General features: G+C 37.4%; 25 protein-coding genes. 16 read left to right on the top strand and 9 right to left on the bottom strand.

The window, feature by feature from the left end; genetic code table 11:
• Nucleotides 1-6: 6 nt before the first annotated feature.
• Nucleotides 7-918: an ABC transporter ATP-binding protein gene (locus QFZ31_RS09065; RefSeq protein WP_307302596.1), complete on the top strand. Its 912-nt coding sequence runs from the start codon at nucleotides 7-9 to the stop codon at nucleotides 916-918.
• Nucleotides 911-1,891 (top strand): ABC transporter permease, encoded by a 981-nt coding sequence (locus tag QFZ31_RS09060; protein ID WP_307302595.1) that lies wholly within the window; start codon nucleotides 911-913, stop codon nucleotides 1,889-1,891. Before QFZ31_RS09065 ends, QFZ31_RS09060 begins: the two co-directional genes overlap by 8 nt.
• A gap of 44 nt (nucleotides 1,892-1,935) precedes the next feature.
• Here QFZ31_RS09060 and QFZ31_RS09055 read toward each other — a convergent pair whose 3' ends face one another.
• On the bottom strand, nucleotides 1,936-3,327 hold the full coding sequence (locus tag QFZ31_RS09055) for a YheC/YheD family protein (RefSeq protein ID WP_307302594.1): 1,392 nt from the start codon (nucleotides 3,325-3,327) through the stop codon (nucleotides 1,936-1,938).
• Nucleotides 3,328-3,556: 229 nt separating this feature from the next.
• On the bottom strand, nucleotides 3,557-4,780 hold the full coding sequence (locus tag QFZ31_RS09050) for an NAD(P)/FAD-dependent oxidoreductase (protein WP_307302592.1): 1,224 nt from the start codon (nucleotides 4,778-4,780) through the stop codon (nucleotides 3,557-3,559).
• Between the two features lie 293 nt (nucleotides 4,781-5,073).
• Here QFZ31_RS09050 and QFZ31_RS09045 point away from each other — a divergent pair, with 293 nt between their 5' ends.
• Nucleotides 5,074-5,670: a hypothetical protein gene (locus tag QFZ31_RS09045; RefSeq protein ID WP_307302590.1), complete on the top strand. Its 597-nt coding sequence runs from the start codon at nucleotides 5,074-5,076 to the stop codon at nucleotides 5,668-5,670.
• Between the two features lie 29 nt (nucleotides 5,671-5,699).
• Here QFZ31_RS09045 and QFZ31_RS09040 read toward each other — a convergent pair whose 3' ends face one another.
• A complete protein-coding gene (locus QFZ31_RS09040; protein WP_307302589.1) occupies nucleotides 5,700-6,125 on the bottom strand; it encodes a hypothetical protein in 426 nt (141 codons plus the stop codon).
• Nucleotides 6,126-6,309: 184 nt separating this feature from the next.
• Here QFZ31_RS09040 and QFZ31_RS09035 point away from each other — a divergent pair, with 184 nt between their 5' ends.
• Nucleotides 6,310-6,435, top strand: a complete 126-nt coding sequence (locus QFZ31_RS09035; protein WP_307302587.1) for a hypothetical protein — start codon at nucleotides 6,310-6,312, stop codon at nucleotides 6,433-6,435.
• 31 nt (nucleotides 6,436-6,466) lie between these two features.
• Here QFZ31_RS09035 and tatA read toward each other — a convergent pair whose 3' ends face one another.
• Both tatA and QFZ31_RS09025 read right to left on the bottom strand, forming a co-directional pair.
• Nucleotides 6,467-6,682, bottom strand: a complete 216-nt coding sequence (tatA, locus tag QFZ31_RS09030; protein WP_179599906.1) for a twin-arginine translocase TatA/TatE family subunit — start codon at nucleotides 6,680-6,682, stop codon at nucleotides 6,467-6,469.
• Nucleotides 6,683-6,697: 15 nt separating this feature from the next.
• Nucleotides 6,698-7,720: a M42 family metallopeptidase gene (locus QFZ31_RS09025; RefSeq protein ID WP_373459910.1), complete on the bottom strand. Its 1,023-nt coding sequence runs from the start codon at nucleotides 7,718-7,720 to the stop codon at nucleotides 6,698-6,700.
• Between the two features lie 241 nt (nucleotides 7,721-7,961).
• Here QFZ31_RS09025 and QFZ31_RS09020 point away from each other — a divergent pair, with 241 nt between their 5' ends.
• Nucleotides 7,962-8,273 carry a hypothetical protein gene (locus QFZ31_RS09020; protein ID WP_307302584.1) on the top strand — a complete coding sequence of 104 codons (312 nt, stop codon included), beginning with the start codon at nucleotides 7,962-7,964 and terminating at the stop codon, nucleotides 8,271-8,273.
• Nucleotides 8,274-8,330: 57 nt separating this feature from the next.
• Here the strand turns inward: QFZ31_RS09020 and corA are convergent, their stop codons facing one another.
• Nucleotides 8,331-9,287, bottom strand: a complete 957-nt coding sequence (gene corA / locus QFZ31_RS09015; protein WP_307302582.1) for a magnesium/cobalt transporter CorA — start codon at nucleotides 9,285-9,287, stop codon at nucleotides 8,331-8,333.
• Nucleotides 9,288-9,454: 167 nt separating this feature from the next.
• Between corA and QFZ31_RS09010 the strand changes: the two genes are divergently transcribed.
• The 4 genes from QFZ31_RS09010 to QFZ31_RS08995 all read left to right on the top strand — a co-directional run bounded on the left by QFZ31_RS09010 (nucleotide 9,455) and on the right by QFZ31_RS08995 (nucleotide 12,964).
• Nucleotides 9,455-10,762 carry a spore germination protein gene (locus QFZ31_RS09010; protein WP_307302581.1) on the top strand — a complete coding sequence of 436 codons (1,308 nt, stop codon included), beginning with the start codon at nucleotides 9,455-9,457 and terminating at the stop codon, nucleotides 10,760-10,762.
• A 126-nt stretch (nucleotides 10,763-10,888) separates the two neighbouring features.
• Nucleotides 10,889-11,503: a GerAB/ArcD/ProY family transporter gene (locus QFZ31_RS09005; protein WP_307302579.1), complete on the top strand. Its 615-nt coding sequence runs from the start codon at nucleotides 10,889-10,891 to the stop codon at nucleotides 11,501-11,503.
• Nucleotides 11,504-11,519: 16 nt separating this feature from the next.
• The gene (locus QFZ31_RS09000) at nucleotides 11,520-11,867 is read left to right on the top strand and encodes a hypothetical protein (RefSeq protein ID WP_307302578.1); all 348 of its coding nucleotides are present in this window, start codon (nucleotides 11,520-11,522) and stop codon (nucleotides 11,865-11,867) included.
• Nucleotides 11,864-12,964, top strand: coding sequence for a Ger(x)C family spore germination protein (locus QFZ31_RS08995; protein WP_307302576.1), 1,101 nt, complete (start codon nucleotides 11,864-11,866; stop codon nucleotides 12,962-12,964). Before QFZ31_RS09000 ends, QFZ31_RS08995 begins: the two co-directional genes overlap by 4 nt.
• A gap of 35 nt (nucleotides 12,965-12,999) precedes the next feature.
• Here the strand turns inward: QFZ31_RS08995 and QFZ31_RS08990 are convergent, their stop codons facing one another.
• On the bottom strand, nucleotides 13,000-14,142 hold the full coding sequence (locus tag QFZ31_RS08990; protein WP_373459909.1) for a TIGR04053 family radical SAM/SPASM domain-containing protein: 1,143 nt from the start codon (nucleotides 14,140-14,142) through the stop codon (nucleotides 13,000-13,002).
• Between the two features lie 406 nt (nucleotides 14,143-14,548).
• On the opposite strand from QFZ31_RS08990, the gene QFZ31_RS08985 reads away from it, so the two are divergent.
• Together QFZ31_RS08985 and QFZ31_RS08980 are read left to right on the top strand one after the other, a co-directional pair.
• Nucleotides 14,549-15,319, top strand: a complete 771-nt coding sequence (locus QFZ31_RS08985; RefSeq protein WP_307302573.1) for a C40 family peptidase — start codon at nucleotides 14,549-14,551, stop codon at nucleotides 15,317-15,319.
• A gap of 134 nt (nucleotides 15,320-15,453) precedes the next feature.
• Nucleotides 15,454-16,083, top strand: coding sequence for a TVP38/TMEM64 family protein (locus QFZ31_RS08980; protein ID WP_307302572.1), 630 nt, complete (start codon nucleotides 15,454-15,456; stop codon nucleotides 16,081-16,083).
• Here the strand turns inward: QFZ31_RS08980 and QFZ31_RS08975 are convergent.
• The gene (locus QFZ31_RS08975) at nucleotides 16,080-16,427 is read right to left on the bottom strand and encodes a hypothetical protein (RefSeq protein ID WP_179599927.1); all 348 of its coding nucleotides are present in this window, start codon (nucleotides 16,425-16,427) and stop codon (nucleotides 16,080-16,082) included. The two genes, QFZ31_RS08980 and QFZ31_RS08975, sit on opposite strands and share 4 nt — an antisense overlap.
• Nucleotides 16,428-16,543: 116 nt before the next feature.
• Between QFZ31_RS08975 and QFZ31_RS08970 the strand changes: the two genes are divergently transcribed.
• From QFZ31_RS08970 to trhA, 3 genes are all read left to right on the top strand, one after another.
• Complete coding sequence (locus QFZ31_RS08970; RefSeq protein ID WP_307302571.1) at nucleotides 16,544-16,987, top strand: GNAT family N-acetyltransferase; 444 nt, start codon at nucleotides 16,544-16,546, stop codon at nucleotides 16,985-16,987.
• 66 nt (nucleotides 16,988-17,053) lie between these two features.
• The gene (locus QFZ31_RS08965; RefSeq protein ID WP_307302569.1) at nucleotides 17,054-17,659 is read left to right on the top strand and encodes a LysE/ArgO family amino acid transporter; all 606 of its coding nucleotides are present in this window, start codon (nucleotides 17,054-17,056) and stop codon (nucleotides 17,657-17,659) included.
• A 361-nt stretch (nucleotides 17,660-18,020) separates the two neighbouring features.
• Nucleotides 18,021-18,668 (top strand): PAQR family membrane homeostasis protein TrhA, encoded by a 648-nt coding sequence (gene trhA / locus QFZ31_RS08960; RefSeq protein ID WP_307302567.1) that lies wholly within the window; start codon nucleotides 18,021-18,023, stop codon nucleotides 18,666-18,668.
• Between the two features lie 51 nt (nucleotides 18,669-18,719).
• Here trhA and QFZ31_RS08955 read toward each other — a convergent pair whose 3' ends face one another.
• Nucleotides 18,720-20,789, bottom strand: coding sequence for a peptidoglycan D,D-transpeptidase FtsI family protein (locus QFZ31_RS08955; RefSeq protein WP_307302566.1), 2,070 nt, complete (start codon nucleotides 20,787-20,789; stop codon nucleotides 18,720-18,722).
• A 436-nt stretch (nucleotides 20,790-21,225) separates the two neighbouring features.
• Between QFZ31_RS08955 and QFZ31_RS08950 the strand changes: the two genes are divergently transcribed.
• Nucleotides 21,226-22,014: a TerC family protein gene (locus QFZ31_RS08950; RefSeq protein ID WP_307302565.1), complete on the top strand. Its 789-nt coding sequence runs from the start codon at nucleotides 21,226-21,228 to the stop codon at nucleotides 22,012-22,014.
• A 353-nt stretch (nucleotides 22,015-22,367) separates the two neighbouring features.
• A complete protein-coding gene (locus tag QFZ31_RS08945) occupies nucleotides 22,368-23,687 on the top strand; it encodes a hemolysin family protein (protein ID WP_306073889.1) in 1,320 nt (439 codons plus the stop codon).
• Nucleotides 23,688-23,754 lie beyond the last annotated feature (67 nt).

Genomic DNA, 23,754 nt, shown 5'->3' with positions numbered 1-23,754 from the left:
AGCCATATGGAGAATATTACGTTATCTGTACATAATTTAAAAAAAGTAATTGGCAAAAAAGAAATCATTAAAGGAATAAGTTTTGAGTTAAAGGAAGGCGAGGTATTTGGTTTCCTAGGTCCCAATGGCGCTGGTAAAACGACAACTATCAGAATGCTGGTGGGATTAATTAAACCAACATCCGGAAGTATTCAAATTGGAGGCTTTAATATTGTCGATCACTTTGAGGAAGCAATGAAGCATCTTGGTTGTATCGTTGAAAACCCTGAATTATATCCGTATTTGTCTGGTTATGATAATCTGCTCCATTTTGCACATATGCTTGATGGCATTGGTGAAGAGAGAATCAGTGAGGTCACTGAACTGGTAGGTTTAAGAGACCGAATTCATGATAAAGTTAAAACCTATTCCTTAGGAATGAGGCAGAGACTCGGGATTGCACAGGCCCTTTTGGGAAGACCTAAGGTATTAATCCTTGATGAACCTACGAATGGACTAGATCCTGCTGGAATCAGAGAAATGCGTGAATTTATCCGGTTTCTTGCCGAAGAGGAAGGACTAAGCGTTCTGGTTTCCAGCCATCTTTTAAGTGAAATTCAGTTATTATGTGATCGAGTGGCGATCATTTCTAGAGGAACTGTCATTACGACCGATACAGTCGATAACTTGTTATCCAATCGCGAACGAATCATTTGGCGTTTTCATCCTGTTGAAAAGGGGAAAGAGGTGTTACGTTCACTCACAGCGATTGAAGAAAGAGAGGATGGTACGATCTCAACCGAATATGATGAAATAAAGACTGCTGAGTGGAATAAAATGCTGGTGGAAGCAGGAGTTTCCGTGACAGAGATGTATCGAAAAATGCCAGTGTTAGAAGATTTGTTCCTCGAACTAACCGGGGGTGACTCCATTGAATAAACTCATTCAAAATGAAATGATGAAACTAATTGCCAAAAAGAGATTAGTGGTTATAGCGATTATCATAGGTATATTGGTGGCGTTATTCACTTATGCACAATTTAAAGAGAATGAACGGCAAAGAGAAAAGTTAGGAACCGACGATTGGCGGACCATCATACAACAAACGATTATTGATCAGCAAAATCGTATCAGCAGCCCTCGGATTTCTGATGAATGGAAACAACAGCTCCAAATTGCCTTACAGCAAAATCAATATTACCTTGATCACGATATAAACCCATCAGAGCCAGGTGCTCCTACGTTTATGAGGATTTTTTTAGAAAATTCGATTGAATTATTCATTCCTTTAATGGTTATGGTAATTGCCAGCGATATCGTGTCTTCTGAGCACAGTCAAGGCTCTATTAAACTGCTGTTGACGAGACCAGTTAAGAGATGGAAGGTCCTTCTAAGTAAGTACATGACGCTTATACTTGCTATCTCTTTAATTGTTGCCATTGCCGGACTGCTGTCATATAGTATTTCTGGATTAGTGTTTGGCTATAAAGGCTGGGGAGCCCCGGTATTGACAGGGTTTAGTGTAACGGACGCGGGTCTAAATACTGCTAGCGTGAAGTTAATCGATCAATGGCAGTTTTTGTTAATGGATTTTGGACTTGTTTGGCTGGTGGCCATTGTAGTGGGAACACTTTCCTTCATGTTATCCGTACTAATTCGCAGTACGGCGGCCGGTATGGGTGTAATGTTAGCTGCACTCATTGCTGGTGCTATCCTAAGTAACATGGTTTCTTCCTGGGAATCAGCTAAATACTTCTTCATGGTGAATTTAAAGTTAACAAACTACATGAATGGAAATCCCCCGCCAATCGAAGGGATGACATTGTCTTTTTCAATGATGGTTCTTCTCATTTGGTGGGCTGCTGGATTATTTGTTTCCTTTTATGTATTTACAAAAAAGGATGTTTATTAATAAAAGTAAAAGAGTTATTCCTGGAATATGAATAACTCTTTTTTTTATTGGTCATCTGATTTTTTTCTTGCTTCTCTCAGGTATTCTTTAATTCTATTTAACATCGTTTTATCAGACAAGTAACGGAAAATTGATACGTCAGGAACGAGGTTTGCTTCTATGAACCATGGTTTCCCGCTTTGGTCGACTCCAATGTCCATACCCCATAAACATGCGTCAGGGTAAACTTTCTCCAGTTGTCTCGCAATAAGTAACCCGAGTTGGTCGATTTCCCATAGCAGTGAATCGATATTTTTGAGATTGATCTTGGAGGCTTCTAAAGCATCCTCCACGGTCGATAATGACTTTGCTACATTGGTAACAATAAATCCGTTTGCGGCCGTTCTGGTAATTTTACCTGTAACAACCCATTCAGAGTTAACATTCTTACGTTGGACCATGACTCTAACATCAAATGGGCAGTCGTTAATTGTTGCAAGAGGAATTTTTTCCTGAATGTGATAAGCCTTTTTTGAAGTATACCGCTCATGAATTTTTTCTAACACCTCGTGGAAATCATTAACCGGGACCTTACTTCGCTCTGAATGGATCTGAAAGGATTGATCTTCAAGCAGAGTAATGACGGCTATCCCGATCCCCCATTGGCTTAAATTCGGCTTAATAATACAGCTTTTATATTCTTCAAGGTAATTTTGCAGGACCCTTTCATGGTAAGGATAGGTTTCAGGCAGATAAGGGAAGAGGTCCTTCTCACCTCTTAAAACTTGATACCAATCCCATTTCCCGTCAGAAAATCTATATCTAATTTGATTCAGCCAAGGTTTTCCTAACAAGTCAATGAAGAAATCCATCATTACAAACTTGCATGTAGGATATTTCTCCTCTAGTTTTTCGGCAATTAATAGGGCAAGTTCACCTAATTGAGTAAATGCTCCATGATAAATGCTGTTTATTGAAGATGCTGGACGAACGGTGGAAAGGGGAAAAATGCCCTTCACTTCATCCGTAATAGAGTATCCATCAGGGGTAATGCGTGCTATTTTTTCAGTAATGGTCCATTTAGAAGAAGTTTTTACTGCGTACACTCTAATATCAAATTGATTTTCTTCGAGCGTTAAACCGGGAAATGCCTGTTGAATAATAAACCTTTTACCATCAAGCAGGTTATTTTCAATAAACTGATACACTTTGGTTTTTCCTTGAATGATTTCACATAAGCTGCCCGATTCGATTTGAAAGTGTTCGTCATCTAAAGAAGTAACTAAAATGGAGATTTTATAGTCATGACAGGGACGCAAGTACACTTGATAGTATTTATTTACATATTCATAAAAGCTGCTCTCATTTAGTAATGCTGTTTCTGGTAAGTGTGGAGCAATCCTTTCATCTGATATTAAGTGGGAGTACGTGCTGAATTTTTCATTTAAGACTCTCACCTTGGATCATTCCCCTTAAATTTAGCTTTCTTATTATACTATTCAGGTGATTCTTAAAATGGAGGGCAGAAGTCCTATTAAGAAAAATTAATCTTGTACAAAAAAACCACCTTCAGGTCCGGTGGTTTTTGCTGCCTGACATTGGGGGATATAGGCAACGTATCTATTAGGGATATTCTAATCAATGGGAAGAAAGGGAGCGGATCCTTTCTCCATTGGTTTAACTGAATTACTGATTTGCAGTCACTTTAACAGGTTCTTTACTAAGTCCAAAGTGTTGTTTAATGATGAGGGAAGGACCTCCAAGGTTAAGTAAATAGCGAGCTTCAATTACTTGTTTCATAAAGGCACCAAATAACCCAGAAAGTCTAAAATTACCAACCTTCCCTACAGCTGCAAAGTTTCCAATAGACGCCACAGAACCTTTGTGATGATATTCAAACGCCTTTAAGGTTTCTCCTCGCAGGGCAGCAACAATATTTTTTGCACATACATCAGCTTCCTGAAGTGCCACCTGAGCTGTTGGAGGCAATGCATTCTTTTCATCCTTCATGAATAAAGAGCAGTCACCAATACTAAAGATGTTTTTCGTATCCTTAACGCGGAGATATGAGTCAACAGGGAGTTTACCTTTTTCAACCGGTAACCCACAGTTTTGAACAATTGGATTGCCCTTAACACCACATGACCAAATTAATGTTCGTGTTGGAATCTCGATATTATTTTCAAGTACAACCTTATCAGGTGTACACTCTAAAATTTTTGTAGACATATACATGTTGATATTAAACTTTTCTAATACTTCCGTTGTATATTGAATAGATTCCTTAGGGAAAAACGGAATGACAGATGGAGCAGCCTCGACAGCAACAATTTTTACTTCTTCATATGGGACATCATATTTTTTACAAAGCTTTGGAAGTCCTTCTGCTAGTTCACCTAGCATTTCAACTCCTGTAAATCCACCGCCAGCCACAACAAAGGTAAGACGGGATAGTTCCTTGTCCTCTTTATATTGGGTTAATTGTCTTGTAATCTGATTATAAATAGCTTTGGTGCTTCTAAAGCTTCGGATAGCAAAGGCATGTTCCTTAATACCAGGGATGCCAAAGGTTTCGATATCAAAACCTAAAGCAATTAAGAGGTAGTCATATTCTACAGATACGCCTCCCTCAAGGTATACCGCTTGCTTTTTAACATCAACACTCGTTACACTACCTTTAATAAAATTTGTTTTTTGTTCATTAATTAACTCTGGAATCTCCATCGCAATTTGACGATCGGCTGCAGTACCCGCTCCAGTTTTATGCAGTTGTGTCGTAATATAGTGGTATTCATGTTTATTAATTAAAGTAACGTCTGCTTCTCCAGATTTTAGAAGCTTCTCAAGCTTCTTACTTGTGATGATACCACCGTATCCGGCTCCTAAAATAACAATTTTTGGCTTATTCATATTAATCTCTCTCCCAACAATAGGCAAAATTATCTACAATTTCTATTGTACATTACTTCACAAGAAGCCTGAAAAAATATAGAGCCTTTCTGCTCATTTATCTTGTGAAATGTTTCACATATCTACTATATTCATAGAATACGATATCCTATAGGAATAAACAAGTAGGTTAATTCATTAAAATTTGTCAAATTGGTAAATTTTTTTTGGACATAATGGGTATGATAAATTCGTGCAAATTTAATAATTGGTTAAATTTTGAACGAATATAGCAAAGAAAGTAGGAGATTGAAATGAAATTTAGATTGTTGATCATGATGCTAGGATTATTACTTACCATGCCAGGTTTTACATCTGCGAATGTTCAGACACCTAAAGATAGTGAAAAACAAGCTGAAAAAAGCACGGTTCCAGGCTCTCAGGATAAAGAAGAGGACAAGGAGTCAGAAGAATGTGATTGTGAAAAACAAAAGCATAGTCACAAAGACTGGCAGGCAAAAATGGCTGAGCGCGAACAAAAACTGCTAGCATGGGTGGAGCAATATACTCCCGATAAAAAAGCAGAATGGACAAAGGTTTTAGCGGAGAAAAAAGATCTCAGAACGAAATGGCTAAGTCCGGAAAATGCACAAAACCGCGAGAAGTGGAAGCAAGAAAAAATGGCAAAAATACAGGAATTAAAGAAACAATTAGATGAAGGAAAAATCACAAAAGAGGAATTTGTACAAAAGGCACATGGCGGTAAGGCTATGGGTCATTGGAAAACGTACCATGAACTTAAGGCTGCAGTTGAGGCGAAAAATGATAAGCAGGCTGCTGTTCTCTTAAATAAATTACTAGAACAATCTAAACAACATAACGAGAAGATTAAAGGAATGGTAGCGGAATAATCTAGAAATTAAAGTAAGACACCAAACCTCTAATGATTTGGTGTCTTTTCATTTTCCTCTACATTGATAAGGATATAATCCTTATAATACACAATTAACTCATTTTTGGAGTGAGCAGCTTTTTGTATTACACAATGGTTTCGGCAAAAAAGGGGAATCTCTATTGAACCATCATGAAAAATCATAAAAGTAAATTCATCCGATAATGGTGACTCTTCATTCCGAATCATGACAAACGTTCCTATAAATGAGGAGAGGTGTATACTATTTTCAGTTTCTGCTTTTCTTGCTTGAATAAGGAATTTGTTATTTACCTGTTGATAAAGATTTTTTAAAAAGATAAGTAGTGCGATAAAGCCGGAGAGTAATACGGCCACCATATAGGCTTCAGGAATGGTGGGTATTGTAAGAGAAATTCCGAAAAATAAGAGGGCAGCAAATAAATGATAATACATTTAAAAACACCTTCTTTTATGGGGATGGAAGGGTAGAGGAATCTAGATGTTCTTTTTAAAATTATCTTTATATTTAGAATACTACAAATAATTCGTGACGTAAATTGAAATAATCTGTTACTGTTAAAAAGATTAATTTGAGGGAACATTTAAGTAGTAAAGTAATAAAAGGAGGGAAATTAAGATGGCAAGAAATCGAATGCTTTTGACAACGGCAGCATTAGGGGCCGCTTATTTACTGAGAAATGAAAAGGCGAGGAAGAAGTTATTCAATCAACTTCAGGCTTTTACAGATAAATCACGGCGATAAAAAAAATGCAAGCTGCCCATGCAGCTTGCACTTATTTTTTAAGGTCGATTCTTTCCTTTTGTGCCTCTTTCAGGTCATCCTGAAACTCTTCTTTGATGTCATTTGTGATTCCTTCCGTTGCACGCTTAAACTCGCGAATGGACTTCCCGACAGCACGGCCAACCTCAGGCAGTTTATTCGGACCAAAAACAATTAACGCAAGGACTAGGATTAAGATTAATCCGGGTACACCAATATTTGAAAGCATAACGTGATCTCCTTTTTATATAACTAAATTAGATTGAACATAGTGGTATAAAAGCTTTGCTGTATTTTCAATCGATGATTCATGTGTGCGTTCAAAAGCATGTGAGGAATCGATTCCTGGACCAATTAAGCCGTGTACGATATCATGACCAGAACGAATCGCTGCTGAGGCGTCGGACCCATAGAAAGGATAGATATCGAGTTTATATTCAATATTATTTTCTTCTGCAATCCGTACTAGATTTTTACGCAGTGCATAATGGTACGGTCCACTGGCATCCTTCACACAGATAGAAACGGTATATTCATCGGTTGACTGGCCATCACCCATGGCACCCATATCAACCGCTAGGTACTCAACCGTTTCAGGGGTGATATTAGAGTTGCCTCCGTATCCAATTTCCTCATTGTTTGAGATTAAAAAATGTGTGGTGTATGGTAATTGAATATTTTCCTCTTTTAATTGCTTGATTAATTGTAAAAGAATCGCCACGCTGGCTTTATCATCTAAATGACGGGATTTAATAAATCCACTATGAGTAACTTCTACCCGAGGATCGAAGGAAACGAAATCACCAACCTCAATTCCAAGGGCTCTTACTTCCTGTGCATTATGTACTTTTTCATCAATTCGGACTTCCATATTTTCTTGATTGCGTTCCGCTTTTCCAGCGTCCTTATACACGTGGACAGAGGTCTGGTGCATAAGAATCGTACCTGTGAATTTTTTACCGGTGCTCGTTTCGATTTGGCAGTATTCACCCTCGATTGAGTTGAACTTAAATCCACCAATTAAGTCGATTTTTAGTCGTCCGTTTGACTTTATTTCCTTGACCATGGCACCAAGCGTATCCACATGTGCAGTAAGCATGCGGTGCTGACTTGAATCCTTTCCATCTAATGTTGCGATTAGACCGCCTTTACGGTTTCTTCTTGTTTCAACTTTTAATTCTGCGAGGTATTTTTCTACGTAGGAAATCACTTCATGTGTGTTTCCTGATGGACTCGGTATTGATACTAAATCCACAAGTAATTTCATTGTTTCCTCTGTGTTTTTGTTTGTCAAAGCTAAATCCCCTTTCTGATTAACACTCTTTCCTATTATAACATCATATTTAAAAATCAATCTAAAAACAAAACCTGTCAACATTTGTGTTGGTTCTGCATAGTTTTGAAAGTGATGGATCATTCCTTGAAAATACAGTTATAAACCGATAGAACTGGCTATAAGAGGGATAATTCCACATTATCAAATAACTAAAGGTTTGTGGAGGAGAAAAATGACCAGGCTTGAACTATATCACAAAAAAACGAAGCAATTTTCTTGGAAGGGACCATTTTTTTTCATACTAACTTTTCTCATAGTGACATTGGGCTTCTTCGTATTTCGCTACCATTATCAAAGTTCGATCAAAATTGAATCACCGGAAGAAAATCTAGGTTCCAAAGTGGTGGTCCATCTTCCAGATGGAAAAGAGGTATTTACTTATGAAAATTATATTTTTGAAAAGGACGGAAGGACTTACTATAAGGGTGAGCGGAACACGATTGATTTAACAGGAGGAACGGTTACGTATGAAAATTGGGAGTGAACGGTAAAAAGACTAGGGGGGGTCCTAGTCTTTTTGCTGTTTTTCACGTAGATACTGCTAAAACCATCCTTTTTTCTTAAACCAAAGAAACAGAGAAAATCCAATAATGCCCATCAACATAAGAGAAAAAGGGTAGCCGTACTTCCATGATAATTCGGGCATATTCTTAAAATTCATTCCAAAAATTCCAGCAATAAAGGTTAACGGAGCAAATATAGAAGTCATAATGGTTAGAACCTTCATGACATTATTTGTCTGATGTGAATTTAAGGATAGATAATTATCTCTAATGTCTGCCGTGATTTCTCTGTTAGCCATCGTCATTTCCGATAATTTTAATAAATGGTCGTAGATGTCTGAAAAATATTCTTTCCGTTTAATAATGGTTACCAAATGCTGCGAGTTTAACATCCGGTAGAGGAGATCACGCATTGGATTAATGGTATGCGTGAGGTTCAATAACATATACCGTGTTTCAAATAAACTTTTGAGGAGATTGTTCATTGGATTATTTAGCGTGTTATCTTCAATTTCATCTAATATATCCTCAATTTTATAAATAATGGGAAAGTAATTATCTACTATTTTATCAAGAATTTCATAAAACACATGATGGGTAGTGAAATTCTTGATGTCTTTTTGGGTGGTTAGTCTTCCCATCACTTGAGAGACCTCAATAGAGGGAATGAGGTGAAATGTAACGATAAAGTCTTCTCTTACAAAAAAGTCCAGCTCCTCTTTGATAATTTCTTTTTCGACTTCACGAACAATATGGGTTATAAAAAATGTGTAGTCATCATAATAATCTAGCTTTGGTCTTTGCGGTGATTTGTATAAACAATCTTCAATAGCCAGCGGATGGAATTGAAAAGTTTCTGTTAAATGCTGAACCTCTTCATTCGTAGGTTCACTAAAATCTACCCAAAACCATTTATATCTATCGAGATTTAAATCATTAATAGAAACTTGTTTTTCTATTTTATTGTCTTTTGTAATACCTATTAGGCTCATCATAATAAAACATCCTTCGTTAAAATAAATCAATATACATAATCATAACGATAACCAACGCTTTTTTCAAAAATGTACTGTCAGCATTTTTAAAGGGTTGGTCTGTTTTGCGGAATAAAATGCCAAATACTAAGGAAAGGTAAGGATATTACTTTTTATGAGGGATAAAAATGTCCATTCAAGAATCATTAAAAGCAAAAATCCCAAAGGCTGAAGACCTGGTTATGAAGGAATTGCAAGCCACAGGAAAACATCTAGAAGTGATGTATTTTAAAACCTTAAGTGATGAGGCACAATTACAAACCTATCTAATCAAACCTTTTTATGAAATATCTACTCCAGAACAGTTTTTAGCTTATCTTCAATCACATCCGAAAGTGAAATCATTAGAAAGTGAAGAAAAAGTACAGGAAGAGCTTATCAGGGGAATTAGCATACTTTTCTTTCAAGAAAAGGTATTTTTATTAGATATAAAACTGGAAAAAAACAATGCTGTAAGTGATACGTCAGCTGAAATTACCATTCTTGGTCCGCAATCAGGTTTTAGCGAAAGTCTTCCAACAAATATTGGTCTTATCCGACAGCGTTATCCAGAGGAAACTTTAATGATTGAATCAACGAATATAGGATCTATCTCAAAAACAGTAGTTAACATTCTATATGATTCAAAGAAAGTGGATAAAGACGTATTGAAACAAGTAAAAGATTTTCTTTCTGCCGTTGAAATAGAAATGTTTCAATCAGGTGAGCAATTGTTAGATTTTACAAAAAAGTCTCATCGTGTACTGTTCCCTACGATCATGGTAACGGAAAGACCTGACAGGACAGTTATAAACATAGCGGCAGGGAAAATAATCTTACTTGTTCAAGGATCGCCATTTGCCGTTTTAATGCCTACAGTACTTAAAGATCAAATGGCGTCTATGGCTGATATTTACCAAACCTATTGGATTGGTAAATTTTTATTACTTCTGCGCTATATTGGTTTATTTACTACGATCACATTGCCTGCATTGTATGTAGCACTTGTAAGCTATAATCCAGAGGTTTTCCGAGTCCAGTTGGCACTTTCTGTAGCTGGCAGCAGGCATGCTGTCCCATACCCATCTTTTGTTGAGGTCATTCTGATGTTAATCATGATGGAGTTATTGATGGAAGCAAGCATTCGTCTTCCAAAAGCTATCGGACCAACCGCAACCACGGTAGGCGGATTAATTTTAGGACAGGCTGCAACAGAGGCAGGACTTGTTAGTACGATTATGATCATTATTGTCTCTTTAGGGGCGATATCCAATTTTGTTATCCCGATTAGTACCTTTAGTTTTGCAATTAGAGTATCTAAGTATTTTATTTTATTATTGTCTATTTTTTACGGATTAGTTGGTGTGATTTTGGGCTTGTTTCTGCTCCTCGCCTACATGGTTAATCTTGATAGTTTTGGAAAACCATATTTAACCTTTAGAGAAGAAAAAATATAATTAAGGCCTTACTCGGAATCGGATGGTGGGTATGAATCGCTATTTTTTATATTTAGTTTTATTAAATATGCTGACGAATGTCATTATTTTTGTTCCAGATTTCTAATTCAAAACAGATTTGACGGAATGTTAATTAGTATTGTGATTGCCATTGTTGTTGGGATGGCTTTAATGTATGCAGATACTGTTATCTATGCTAGGTTTCCTGGACAGGGTTTCCCTGAAATCATCAAAAACCGACTAAATAAACCGTTAAGTATATTGTTACTAGTAACTTTTGCGGTTTTTTGGTTTTTTGCCGGATTGTTAACCCTTTTAGGGTACATAGATATCCTTCATCGGTTTATTAACCCCGAGCTGTCAAAGGTGTTACTTTTAGCGGTTTTTTTACTTATTCTCTGTTTTGTCATTCAATTTCCAACAAAAAAAGTGATGTACCTGCTTGAAATCATTCTTTTTATTAACGTGCCGTTTATTGCGTTCATTTTTATAAAAGCTGTTACTAGTGATTATTTAAGTTGGGATTCTATCTTTGAGGCGGGGAACCATTTTTACAGCATGCCTAATATTAGTGCAGTGGCAGTGGCAAGCTATATTTTCTCTGGATATGCAAATATCATTATTTTTAATCGTCTGTTTAAAGTTAAAATTAAACGAATTAATTTTTTGGTGATTTTTGGGGTTTCACTATTAACTTTGTTTACTTCCGTTATGATACCAATAGGTATGCACGTGTATTGATTCTGTAGATGAATACATGTATCCATGGATTATCATGGTAGATTCTATCCGCCTTCCTTATAGTCCGATTGAACGTGCACTGTTTGTTTTTTTAATGTTATATGTCAACATTTCATTAATAAGTGTAGCAGTCCATTGGCATGTCGCGTTTGAATTGATCAAAGGAACCTTTTCAGAAAAAAATAAAGTAAAGAAAAATAGACTGGTATTGGCGCTATTTTTTGCATTCTCGATCCTTGCTGTTATTAGGATCGATTATATGCACCCAGAAAAGTTCTCTATGTACTGGCTCGTTGCCAGATTGTTTTTTGAAGTTCTCGCAGTCTTTGGTTTTTTCTTTTTCCTTAGGAGGAGGAAGGCATGAATCAAAATGTAAAAATGTTGAGCGGTTTACTCATCGTTTTGCTCATGGCGTGTTTCCTATCAGGATGTGGATTTAAAGACATTGATAAACGTCTCTTTGTTGTAAGTGTAGGAATAGATCCTGCAAAAAATAATTCGAAGAAATTTCTTGTTAGTCTTAAGTTTGCCGTTCCAACTGGTGAAAAAATATCAAATGAATTCTTAATTATCTCTCAAGAAGGGAATACCATCGCCGAAGCGGTTAGAATAATGAAATCAAAAGTGGACAATGAAATTGATTTTAGTCATGCAAAACTGATTGTTTACAATGAAGAGGTTATGAAGGCTGGACTGGATCCTAATCTTTACTATTGGTTTATAAGAAGAAGGGATTTCCAAGAAATGTCCTGGGTAGCAGTAGGAAAACCTTCTGCATTAGCGGTATTGAAGACTAAGCCTAAATCAGAACGTATGCCTTCAAATGCGCTATTCCTTGCGTTAGGAAGAGATGGAACAGAAACGGCTTATATTATCCCCGAGTTTCTATTTGATTTTAAAAAGCGATTCGGTGAAAAAGGACTTGATCCACTATTGCCTATTATTCAGGCAAAAAAGGATTTTTTTGAAATCAATTCGGTTGCACTTTTGGATAAGAAAAAATTGAAGTTGAAATTACAATCGAAGGAAACGATGATTTTGAATTTATTTTTAACAGAAAACCCAAAAACAGCTTTGAAAATTAACGATGGTGAAGATTCATTCGTGATTGATACGCAAGCGGTAAAAACAAAATATAAGTTAATCACAGAAAATCAAAAACAACCTTATATTAAAGTTGACTTGAGTGTAGATGGAAGAATAGAAGAAGCTCGGTTTAATGTGAGTAATAAGGATTTGGATAAATATGAAAAAGCGGCAAAGGGTTATGTAAGTAAACAAGTCAAAGCAGTACTAGTAAAAATGCAAAAAGAAAATGTTGATCCTATCGGGTTTGGTTTGCGCTATCGGAGCAGACATATGGGGAATGATGATTGGAAAAACTGGCAGCAATTATATCCAACCATAAAATTTAAAGTAAATGCCGATATTAATATTTCAGATACAGGTTTAGTGGAATAAAATAGGCATTCCAAGGTTGGAATGCCTGAGTAGTTCTATACTGTCTGTTCAGCTTTCTTACGCATGGCCTGCGGGATATACACGCAGAATGGTTCACTTTCCATATAGTCACCGGTTACTGCATACGTTCTTGAACGGGAACCGCCGCAGATTTTGTTGAATTCGCACACACCGCATTTACCTTTATAGTTGTCAGGCTGACGAAGCTCTTTAAATACTTTTGCCTCACGGTAAATTTCAGCTAAAGGAGTTTCACGGATATTACCGCCAACAATAGGAAGTAAGCCGCTCGGCATCACATCTCCAATATGGTTAACGAAAACAAAGCCATTTCCGTCATTTACGCCCTTCGGTGCGCGTTTTAAGCCATCGTGCATCGAAGCAAAATCCGTGGTAATGGAATCTTCGTAGCGAATTTCACCTTTTTTGATTAAATGGTCACGTGCTTTTTCCTGTAAAACAACACGACGATAATGCTGGGCAGCCGTTGTTTTAATATCATAAGGAGCAGTCTTGCTTAACTGGTACAACCAACGGAAAACTTTTTCGTGCTCTGCAGGTGTGATACACGCATCCATTTGACCGCGTCCTGTTGGAACGAGTAAGAATATGTACCACATTACCGCACCAAGTTCCTCTACTAGCTTAGACATTTGTTCAAGATGATCATAATTATAACGGGAGATAACTGTATTAATTTGCAACGGCATTCCCAAATCGTTTAAATAATTAATTTTTTCAATTGTCAAATCGAAGGAACCTGGCACTCCGCGGAATTTATCGTGAATCTCTGCTGTCGGTGCGTCAAGACTTAAGCCCCAGCGTGAAAGACCGACTTCCTTGGCACGTTGCATTTTTTCCTTTGTAACATTCGGTGTTGCACTAGGAGTCATACTAACGCGCATCCCTTTTTTAACTGCATAGTCAGCAAGTTCAAAAAGGTCTTCTCGCATCATACAATCACCGCCTGAGAATACAAGCATCGGATTATCCATTTCATAGATTTGATCAATTAGATTAATACCCTCTTCATGCGTCAATTCGCGAGGATCTGGAGTCAGCTGTGCATCAGCGCGGCAGTGCACACATTTAAGCTGGCAGGCGCGTGTTACTTCCCAAATGACAATGAACGGGTTAACGTCATAATCAATTTTTTTCATTCCATGCGGATGTCCCATTGCATGTGGATGTCCTTTACTTAGTCCTTGCATACTTATCACCAAGATTCATAGTATTTTTTAAACAAATTAAAAACCATTAAAAATGTTTCTATAGTTTTATTATAAATTTGTCCCTTCGTTGTGCATGAAAGGATTGTTACAATATTTCATAAGGTTTGTTACAAAATTTCTACAATTCTATTTCAAAAAAGTACCAAACTACTAATTTGGTTCATGTTGTCACTAGATAAGTTTATGGAAAAACCTTGGTGTATATGGGTTGGAAGCATTTCTAGGGTTTGTTACTAGAGGGCTTTCATTACCTTTGCAGGGATATACTTCCTAAATACCCATATGTTGAGGATACAAATAAATAGGTGCTCTCCTTTATCATAGATTTATCAACGAATAGAGGAGTGCTACCATGAAAAAACATTTACTGACAGCCGCGGCAGCTGCCGGCATATTGTTTACAACTTTTGGTGGATCTGTAAGTGCACATGAAAATGTCTATACAGTTAAATCAGGGGACACGCTTTGGAGAATTTCGCAAAATAATAATGTTTCAGTTTCAAATTTAAAAGCTTGGAATAATCTTTCTAGCGATAGCATCTATGTAAATCAAAAACTATCATTATTGGCACCTCACTCACATGCTTCCACTTACACTGTTCAAAAAGGGGATACACTATGGGGGATTTCCTCGCGACATAATCTATCTGTTGCACAGCTAAAATCTCTTAATAACATGACTTCGGATACCATTTATGTTGGACAAGTCCTTACCGTTTCTGGTACGGCTGCAACACCGACTCCAGCACCCATTTCTACTGTTTCAAAAGCGCAAATGGTGATTACAGAAGCGAAGAAATATATCGGCACTCCTTACCTATGGGGTGGTAATACTCCAGCTGGTTTTGATTGCAGCGGCTTCTCAAAATACGTTTTTGAAAAAGTAGGAATCTCAATTCCAAGAACAGCGGCAACACAATTTTCAGGCTTAAAAGCTGTTAGCAGTCCAAGCCCTGGTGACCTAGTTTTCTTTACCACTTATGCACCTGGTCCGTCTCATCTGGGAATTTATATTGGCGATAACAAATTCATCCATGCCGGTACATCAACAGGCGTAACCATTACCGATATGAATAATCCATATTGGAAGCCAAGATACCTTGGCGCTAGATCAGCATTTTAAAACAACAAACAAAGACCTTTATCACACCGATAAAGGTCTTTGTTTGTTCCGGAAAAATCTGAAAATATATATTTATGAACGGGGTATAAACCCTTATACTTAATAGGGAGAGTAATTTAGATTAGGAGAAATTGATGTATAAAAGAATCCTAAGCATATCACTATTAGTAATTGTTATTGCCATTGGCTTTTTGCAAAAAGATGAATTGATTTTATTAATTAAGGAAGGAGGAATCCTTTCTATACTTATCAGTATGCTGTTTGTAGCCATTTGCGTGTTTTTTCCTGTCATTCCCTTCCCTGTCCTTGCAGGCGTCATCGGCGGTGTTTTTGGAACGACTCAAGGAGTAATCGTTTCCTTGACGGGAGCCATGGCTGGAACAATGGCATTCTTCATTTTAAGCAGATACGGTTTCCGGGATTATGCACAATCTAAGTTAATGAAATATCCGAAAGTTCAAGAATTCGAAGAGTTTCTTAATCGAAATTCATTTGTTGCCATCTTAACCTGCCGTTTGATTCCTATCATCCCAGCGCCTGTTGTCAACATCATCTGCGGTTTAAGCAAGGTGAATTGGCTAACGTTTTTTACTTCCACAACGATTGGGAAAATCCCAAACATTCTGATTTTGTCCTATACAGGTGCTTCTTTTACCAGCAATAAGTTATTTTCTTTTGGTTTATATGGCAGTTATATTCTGGTTATTTTCATCATTTACTTCATTGTCATCTATCGTAAAATGGCAAAGGAAACTGTCGACTAAACAATGTATTTTACTGGAAGTTCTTTTTCTTCAATTGTAATGACTTCTTTAAAAAAGCTTTTTAAAATAAACCATCGTGCTGGATAGGTATTAATAAAGTCCTCCATTACAAAAGGAGAGTACTGAATCAAACAATCAAGATAGTTTCTATGCTTTTTTAAATCATGTAATAGGGCATGCGGAATGGTGTAGTAGTCATAAATTTGGTAAGGATTTAACTTTACGACTTCAATATTATGTTGTTGAATGTAAGGTAATATGGATTGTTCTTGAAGTTTAAAGCTTTCTTCCTTCGAAAGCCCATTTAAACTAATCCTATCATTGATAAAGTAGATTCCCTTCATACCATGACACCTCTTTCTACTAGCGTTTGGTATTGTTATTGACAGGGATGGAAGGAAGTATACTTCAAGTGAAACAAGATAGTAGTTTATTCCTAATTTTTGGAAGGTGATGGAACATGTCAAGTTGGGAAAAGGATGGTTTTACGATTAGTACAAATAAACAATATCTTGATACTAATGTAATTCACCATTTTTTAAGTGTGGATTCATACTGGGCCAAAGGGATTACCGTCGAAAAGGTAAAGAAAGCGATTGAAAAATCCTCGATTTGCTTTGGAATGTATGAGGGAGATCCTGCAACTGGGGAGGCAAGACAAATAGGTTTTGTTCGAGCGGTAACTGATTTTGTAAGATTCGCATGGATTATGGATGTATTTGTCCTTCCTGAATATAGGGGAAGAGGCTTATCGAAATGGATGATCGAAACGATGGTGGAGCAATCCGAACTAAAAGACGTTCGGAAAATGATGTTATGTACCTTCGACGCTCATGGTCTATATGAACAATACGGTTTTCAGACACTCGATGACCCTGAGATTTTTATGCAACGGAAAATATAGTTCTTCTTTTATAGGCTGTCTGCTAATTAGTAGACAGCCAGTATTATTATGTTTAGGAGAGACAAGATGATTAGTGCTGCAATTCACGGATTTATCTTAGCCTTCGGGCTAATTTTACCTTTAGGGGTACAAAATGTTTTTGTATTTAATCAGGGTGCTCTACAGCCAAAATGGCCTAAAGCATTACCAGTGGTGATCACAGCTGCACTTTGTGATACACTCTTAATTTCGTTGGCAGTTTTAGGAATTTCCGCAGTTGTATTAGAAATTAGCTTTTTAAAAATAGCCTTGAGTGTGATTGGGATTGCATTTTTACTTTATATGGGCTATGTAACATGGAAAAGTAAACCTAGTACAGAGGAGAATAGTGTTCAATTATTTTCAGCACGGAAACAAATCACCTTCGCGGCGTCTGTTTCATTGTTAAATCCTCATGCCATTATGGATACCATTGGTGTAATCGGAACGAGCTCATTAACGTACACAGGAATAGAAAAGGCAGTTTTTATGATTGTCTGTATTTTCGTTTCTTGGTTATGGTTTTTTGGTTTATCGATAGTTGGCAGATTGGTAGGAAAACTTGATCAAAGTGGCAAATTCATTCACACGTTAAATAAAATATCTGCTGTTATTATGTGGGGAACAGCGGTGTACCTAGTGTTTTCGTTATAAAAAAATGTACCCGGCGAATTGCCGGGTATTGGAAAAGATTCTATATAATAAAAGGGGGGGAGGATAGGTTCCTGTTAAGGAATCTATTACTATAATAGAGGACAAATATGAACAAACTATGAATGAATAATTAATAGATTGGTAAATTTGTGGAGGAGATAATAATGAAGGACTTTCATTTCTGTGCTACCTGCAGACATTTTAAAGCGGAGAGAAAATCAGATCGAATGGTTTATTACTGCAGTCGTTTAGGATATGAAACGAAAACTCATTATAAATTTAACTGCTGGACTCCAAAAAAGAGCATAATAGAATTAATGGAGAAATTGAAAAAGAGTTAATAAAGGAGTTTTTGAACGCAATGGCAAACACACACATTTTTTCACGGAATGAGGAGGTTGCTAATTCGATTACGCACGGTATTGGTGCAATACTTAGTATTGCAGCTTTGGTCGTCCTAATTGTTTTTTCCTCCCTGTATGGAAGTGCCTGGCACATTGTAAGCTTTACAATCTATGGAGCATCCATGTTCATTTTATATATGTCTTCAACATTGGTACATAGCTTCCCTGAAGGTAAAGCCAAAGACATATTTGAAATCTTTGACCATTCCTCTATCTACTTTTTCATTGCAGGAACCTATACACCATTCTTGCTGGTTGTGATTAGAGGTCCTTTAGGCTGGTCGTTGTTCGGGATAGTTTGGGGACTCGCCATTGCTGGTACCATTTTTAAATGTTTTTTTGCAAAAAAATATTTATTTACCTCGACAATTCTCTACGTGGTAATGGGCTGGATGATGGTTTTCGCGTGGAATCCATTAGCAGCTAAGCTGCCTTCTGAAGGGATGACATATTTAATGATTGGCGGTCTCCTTTACACATTTGGGGCAATATTTTATGTATGGCGCGGGTTTCGCTATCACCACGCAATTTGGCATTTATTCGTTATCGCCGGAACTGTGCTTCACTTTTTCTGCGTTTTGTTTTATGTATTACCACTAAAATAGTGTGAATCTAAAAAGGCGTCTGGCATGAATGTACCAGACCCCTTTTTTAAATTAATTTTTTTTCATAGCAAAGTAGGTATCCATCACTCTCCGGCCGATAAGAAAGTTTGCTCCGTTATCGGTTGTTCCTTGGTAGGCCCAAGGGACAATCACGGCCATTGCCACTTCAGGGTTGGTACTTGGTGCATAAGTGACTAAGCTTAAATTCATTACAGGAGGCGGTTCTTTCCCGAATTTAGCGCGTTCGGGTCCATCATAAAATGCCTCAGCGGTCCCAGTTTTCCCTGCAGGAGAATAAGGGACGCCGGCAAAACGTTTATATGCTGTTCCACCTGGCTCCTGAAATACTTTTTGGAAGCCTAATTGGACTCGGTCCATCCATGCAGGTTCGGCATCAATCGTATTGAGGACAGTCGGTTTAACTTCTTGGAAAACAGGACCGATTTCGTCTGTATTATTATCAATCGGCTCACGTATTTCCTTTACAATGTGAGGTTTCATCCTTTTTCCACCATTTGCAATGGTTGAAATGTATTGTGCTAATTGCATAGGCGAATACGTGTCATATTGTCCAATAACTAAGTCCATGATATGACCTGGGAGGCGGCTAGACCCCTTGAGACCACTGGATTCATTTGGCAAGTCAATTCCCGTTCTTGAACCAAGGCCAAAGCTTGCAAAGGAATTTCGTATGATGTCGACTGTATTTGGTGCAAGACTTAAAGGCTGATCATATTGGTAATTCCCTTTACCAATTCGAATGGCAGTATGGAACATATAAACGTTTGACGATAATTTTAACGCTTCGACTTCATTCAGCGTCCCAAGGTAGGAATAGGACTTTTTCAATGGAGTGTCCTTGATTTTAATACCTGTATCATTTATACGGGTTCCTGGTTTAATTACACCTGTCTTAAAACCTGTTAGAACCGTAGCACCTTTCACAGCTGAACCTACATTATAGGTAGTCGTAATCGTACCCAATGCGTCATCCTGCATTTCTAATTGGCCAGTTTCTGGATTTTTAACGATTCTTTTTCCTGCCATAGTTAAAACCGCTCCATTATTTGGATCCATTAACACGACATAGGCGCGATCCAACAGGGAGGTATTAGGTGTTTTTTTCAATCCCCAAAGCTCTTCCTCAATGATTTTCTCTACTGCTTTTTGTAATTCCATATCAACAGTGAGGACCAGGTCCTTGCCTCTTTTTCCATCTGTAACTACTTCGGTTTCAATAACATTACCTTGCTTATCTGTAACTGTTTTAACCTTTGATTTGTGACCATGGAGTACATCTTCGTATTGCAGTTCGAGCTGGCTTTTTCCAACTCTGTCATTCCGGTTGTACCCTAAGGATAAAAAATAATCCAGTCGGTCTGCAGGCAGACCCTCCTCTGTTTTCGTAACGTTTCCCAGGATTGATTTTAAAGTTTGGTCAAATGTGTAAGATCTATCCCAGTCTGTAGTAGTGTCAACGCCAGGGAGAGATTGTAGATTCTCACTTACAATTGCAAATTCCTCAGGTGTGACATCTTCATTTTTGACAATTTGTGGGGTGAATTTATAACCGCTCGAAAATTCAAGGTAAATAGACCAAACTTCTAAATCTTCTGGTGTTAACTGACTTATTTCTTCCTCAGTGATCCGTTCAATCTTTAATTTATATATATCATTATCCTTTAATTTTTTTGCTTTCACTAAATCTAATTCTTTTTTTGTGACTTTTGCATCCGCTTTTTTGGGATATTTGAGGATCCAAAGATCCTTTTTTTCTCGTTGCGTCATCTTATCATAATTTTTAACAATTAATTTCGCTAATTTTTCAGCGGTATCCAGCATCTCTTTCTGGCTGGCTCCCATATTTGTATATGTAATGGCGCGTTTTGGAATATTGTCAACGATGACTCGGTAATTACTGTCAAACATTTTTCCCCTTGGTACAGGGTTGTTTATCGTAATATCTTCTTTTCGCTCCAATTCACGTTTGAAATTTTCTCCGTATACGATTTGAACAAATCCCAGGCGCAAAATTAGGATGGAAAATAACAAAAATACACTAAAAAATAACAGATTAAGACGGATTGGAAAATGAGATTTCTTCTTTTTCTTTTTCTCCAAATGTTTTCACATCCTTTTACATTTTGGTTAGTATGCCTCATAAGAGAATTGGTAATTATTTATTATTTTACGGTTACATTTGAAGAAATGTAAAGGATTTCCTATTAGTAATATTAATTCTGGGTTTATGGCGCATAGTTAAATTTTTGTATTGACGATCTGTCGATACTATCATATAGTATTAGTAATAAAATATTTCCTTTTAAAGGGGAGTAGCTGGACAATAAAGTCGTCATTCCGAGAAGTAATTTCTCCGGCTTTATTGGCAACGTGACGTTGTTAGCAAGACCTTTACTGCAAAAACGGTAAAGGTCTTTTTGTGTTTATTGAGGCCTTTACCGTTGGAAAAAGTTCCACTTTTTCCGAGGTAAAGGCTTTTTTATTGCAGCAAGAGGGATATTTTAGAAAAAAACTTACTTTATAGGAGGACGTATTGATGGATTTTTCTCTATTGCTGGAATATGGATGGGTATTGTTGGTGTTAGTTGCACTGGAAGGATTGTTAGCAGCAGACAACGCATTGGTGCTTGCCATTATGGTTAAGCATTTACCAGAAGATGATCGTAAGAAAGCTTTATTTTATGGATTAGCGGGCGCGTTTGTCTTCCGATTTGCTTCATTGTTTGTTATTTCTTTCCTCGTCGATGTATGGCAGGTTCAAGCAATCGGCGCGCTTTATCTTTTATTTATGGCCGTTAATCATATTGTCCGAAAAATCGCTGTCAAAGGAAAATCGGAGAATCAGCAAGAAGATAAGGCTGTTAAGAAAAGTGGATTTTGGTCAACTGTTTTCAAGGTTGAATTAGCAGATATTGCCTTTGCGGTGGACTCCATCTTAGCGGCGGTGGCACTCGCAGTCGTACTTCCAGACACGCCGCTTCCTAACATTGGCGGTTTGGACGGTGGTAAATTCTTAGTTATTTTTGCCGGTGGAATCATTGGCCTTGTAATCATGCGTTTTGCAGCAAATCAATTTGTAAAGCTATTAGAGAGAAGACCTGGTCTTGAAATAGCGGCATTTGGTATCGTTGGCTGGGTAGGTGTTAAACTGGCAGTTTACACACTTTCACACCCGTCGCTTGCTGTATTAAGTGAAGAATTTGCCCATTCTACAGAATGGAAATTAACGTTTTATGCAGTGTTAGTAGGAATTGCGGCAGCAGGCTGGTTCTTATCAAAGGACGAAGCAGCCGAAAAGGCGAAATTAGAAACAAAAGCCTCATAATTTACTAACGATCGAGGAAAACTAAAAAGAATAAGATTCGAAAGGAAGCTGCATTCAAATCGATTGCAGCTTTTTTTCAGTAAGGCTGTGTAAAGCTAATTGTTATTTTGCACCCTGTTGGTTGGAGCGGAAGGCACGAAGACTCCTGCGGGAGTACGGGGCTGGGGAGACCCCACAGGCGCTCTAGCGCCGAGGAGGCTCCCCGTCACGCCCTCGGAAAGCGAAGTGCCTGGAGTGGAAATCAACAGGCCAATTTAACACAGCCCTCAGTAAAATAAGCTGTTTATGGGTATGAATAATGTATATATATATTTTTATGGAGGTGTAAGCCTTACATCATGTAAGGTGAGCCATTGACAATTATAAATCTTCTATTAATTGCATTATTAATTGCGTTAACTGGATACTTTGTTGCGACTGAATTTGCAATCGTGAAGGTACGGGGATCCAGAATTGAACAATTAATCGCAGAAGGTAAAAAAGGGGCAGAAGCGGCTAAACATGTGACAACCCACCTCGATGAATACTTATCAGCCTGTCAGCTTGGAATAACGGTTACCGCTTTAGGTCTTGGCTGGCTGGGTGAACCAACGGTTGAAAGCCTATTGTTTCCGCTATTTAAACGGATGGAGTTAAATGAGGCGATATCCCATGTTCTATCGTTTGGTTTGGCATTTGCGTCCGTTACGTTTTTACATGTGGTGATTGGCGAGCTCGCTCCCAAAACTGTTGCTATACAAAAAGCAGAGGAAATTACTCTCGCGACCTCCAAACCATTGATTTGGTTTTATAAAATTATGTATCCCTTTATTTGGATATTAAATCATTCTGCACGGGTAATAGTGGGATGGTTTGGATTCAAATCTGTTTCAGAAAATGAATTGGGATTGTCTGAGGAAGAACTGCGAATTCTATTGTCAGAAAGCTATGAAAGTGGAGAAATCAATAAAAGCGAACTGGAGTACGTGAACAATATTTTTGAATTTGATGAAAGAATTGCAAAAGAGATTATGGTTCCAAGAACGGAAATGGTTACCTTAAATATGAATGACAGTTTTGAAACAGTCAGGGAGGTTATAAAGAGAGAAAAATATACACGTTACCCCGTTGTGGTCGATGGTGATAAGGACAATATATTAGGTCTTATAAATATAAAAGAAATTTTAACGGAGGAAATTAGGAGAGAAGAAATCCTAAAGGATACCACCTTGCAGTCAATGTTGAAACCCGTTATTCGTGTTATTGAATCCATTCCTATTCATGACTTGCTGGTGAAAATGCAAAAGGAACGATCTCACATGGCCATTCTCCTTGATGAGTATGGCGGGACTTCCGGATTAGTAACTGTTGAGGATATTTTAGAGGAAATTGTCGGCGAAATCCGTGATGAGTACGACACAGATGAAGTTGCTGAAATTCGAAAAGTTAACCCTGACCACTACCTTTTTAATGCCAAAGTATTAGTGGGAGAAGTAAATGATGTTTTGGGTACAAATTTATCTGCTGAGGAAGTAGATACGATTGGCGGTTGGTTCCTGACTCGTAACTTTGATGCGAAAAAGGGCGACCAGATCGAGGAAGAAGGAATTATTTTCACTGTAAAAGAAATTCAAGGACATCATATTCTATTAATAGAAGCAAAAAAAGTATTTACTGCAGAAGAAAAAACATAAACAAGCAATTCCGCCTGATTTAGGAATTGCTTGTTTTAATTTGTCAAGAATGGGTGAACGATTTATC

The organism is Neobacillus niacini (assembly GCF_030817595.1).
Taxonomy (GTDB): Bacteria; Bacillota; Bacilli; order Bacillales; family Cytobacillaceae; genus Neobacillus; species Neobacillus niacini_G.
Note: the sequence above shows the minus strand (reverse complement) of the source record. Positions and strands in the feature narration are given on the sequence as shown.